General features: G+C 45.3%; 3 protein-coding genes. 2 read left to right on the top strand and 1 reads right to left on the bottom strand.

The annotated features are described in order from the left end of the window. Positions 1–897: VENN motif pre-toxin domain-containing protein (locus NR177_RS23645; RefSeq protein ID WP_256853792.1), on the top strand; the 897-nt coding region annotated here is incomplete at its 5' end. After that, positions 894–1,367 (top strand): Imm42 family immunity protein, encoded by a 474-nt coding sequence (locus tag NR177_RS23650; RefSeq protein ID WP_256853793.1) that lies wholly within the window; start codon positions 894–896, stop codon positions 1,365–1,367. The genes NR177_RS23645 and NR177_RS23650, both read left to right, overlap by 4 nt. Positions 1,368–2,051: 684 nt before the next feature. On the opposite strand, the gene NR177_RS23655 is transcribed toward NR177_RS23650, so the two are convergent. Continuing rightward, the coding region (locus tag NR177_RS23655) for a hypothetical protein (protein ID WP_256853794.1) at positions 2,052–2,249 on the bottom strand (198 nt) is incomplete at its 5' end.

Genomic DNA, 2,249 nt, shown 5'->3' on the forward strand with positions numbered 1-2,249 from the left:
GCAGCAGGCGTGAGCAGCGGCAGTACGGCGGGTGCGGCGACGGGCGCGCTGGCGGGTAAGAATGCGGTTGAGAATAACAATCTGGCAGCCGTTGTGCGTCTTGGTGCTACAGCATGCGCGGAGATCGCTTCATGCCGTAACATGGTTGTGGAGAAAGGGTTAGGCGCATTGCTGGGTCTCGGTGTGGCGAAAACGGCGATGGACAACCTTTCCGAGGCCGATCGTACATTGATACTGGCAGCGGCCATGACGGGTAAAGCCGATGAAATAGAGCGGCTGACTCCGGCACAGCAGGCGGTATATAAGGAAATGGTCGAGAGTCAGAAAGGCACTCTGCTTCCCTTACCGGCGCTTGACCGGCCGCTGGTTGACAGGACGCTGACGAATCCCATCCCGGAGCATAACAGAGGCACGACGCTGACCACACCGGATCAACGTGATCAGAACGGCAGCAGTCATACCGGGAATACCAGTGGTGTGCCGGATACAGCCGGCAATACCATTGTTACACCCATTCCGGATGGGCCGAATAGGGATGATTTGGCTTACTTAGCCGAGGGAAAAGATAATAGATTGCCTATTCCTGAACCTACCGTGGCAATGAATGGATTAAAAGTTGAATCAAATACTAAACATACGCCTGGCGCACAAGGGTTTAGACCCAATGCGGGTATTGAACCACGAAACTCCTTAGAGTTATTTGGACGTTCAGTATCTGTTGACGGAAATAAAGCCCGTTATAGTATGGGAGCTGATGGTGCTATACATCGTTACTTTCCAGATAATGCAGGAACCTATCATTGGTCTGGTAGTACTGGTGACTCAAAAAATGCAATGCAGTTAGATAATAAGACGAAAGCTCAATTACGCAAACAGGAAGGATGGAAAGTTAAATGATAATTGGTGACCCATACCGAATTGCTATACAACTGGAACAATTAGATGTTTTATGTTCTCCCAGTGGTATGTTTAATTTTATTATCAACGATTCACTCATACCCGGTAAAGGAGTAACAATAGATCTTTATATTGTTATTTCTTCTTTAAAAGAAAGTTTTAACTTAGAGATTGATAAGTATCAGATGGATATTGGCAATGTCCCTGTGAGCGAAATGGATTTCTCTGAGGGTGAACCAGATAACTTGATGCGATTGAATGTTGCAGAGTTGCATGACTATGGATGTAATTTCTGGTTAGGATTTGATGGTGATGAAGATCGATTTATTTATTCAACGGATTTCGAGAATAGCTTTTCTGAAATTCGTTTGCCTCGAGGGACAGTTGAAAAATTAATCAGGGGATTACCTCTGGCAGATAACTTAATTATGGATAAAATAGATAATATTATAATTACAAAAATAAATTAAATAGCAATCTCTGCCCTGAGGCGGTATTTTACTTTATACACGAGCTAGTTACTGCTTACTGATACGATTATAGCCACAGGTATCAACGGATTAATCTAGGTAAAAGGGTTCTGGTTCAGTGAAGCAGCAAGTATTGCGGGGGCGTATGCCGGGCTAAGTTACAAGTGAAAGATGCTGCAGCGCCGATGATCGGAGCAGGTTTAGGAACCCTTGGAGACCAACGATAGGTAAAGGAGTTGAGAAACTGCAAGCCACAATTCCTCAATTTACTATACCTAAAATAACAGGAGCAGTAGCTGAATCTGCTGGCTCTGAATATCTTGGGAATTTCGCACAAAGTCTAGCTGAAAAAGTTCAGAAGAAATTGGAGAAAAGAGTGATGCAAAATAAGAAAATTAGACTCTTATTCATTACTCTTGTAGGTGGTCGGTTGCTTATATCTCTAGCATCCTATTTTTTAGTGAGTGATTTTAATTTTGATCGAAATGACTTAATCAGAGGAACTGAAATATCAATCGGATGCGGGATTATTATTGGCGTGGGGCAATGCCTCATGTCTAAAGAGAAACCGGCCTCGCCTTTAAATCCCAAGTGACATACGCAAATCCCGGCCGATGAGCCGGGGTTTGGGGAGCAGTGGAACAGTAAACACCGTTAAGCGGTCAATTTGTAAGCATACCTGTTTTAGTTCCACGCACTTTTTGAGATATCCGGTTTTTCAGCCAGTAGCAGGATCTGTCCGGCCTGAGCCGCGACACGGAGCATGCCAACGACGGCAGCATCAGCCCGATTTTCGACAAAGAGGAAGAGCAGCGTCGCCTGCAGCAGGCGCAGCTGGTCAACGAGGTTGCCACCCAGGCGCTTGACGTTTACAACACCTAT

This window comes from Pantoea sp. Fr+CA_20 (assembly GCF_024520835.1).
In the GTDB taxonomy this organism is placed as follows: domain Bacteria; phylum Pseudomonadota; class Gammaproteobacteria; order Enterobacterales; family Enterobacteriaceae; genus Pantoea; species Pantoea allii.

Coding starts and splice junctions, on each gene's coding strand:
- NR177_RS23650 (WP_256853793.1), top strand. CDS start 894: ATGATAATTGGTGACCCATACCGAATTGCTATACAACTGGAACAATTA.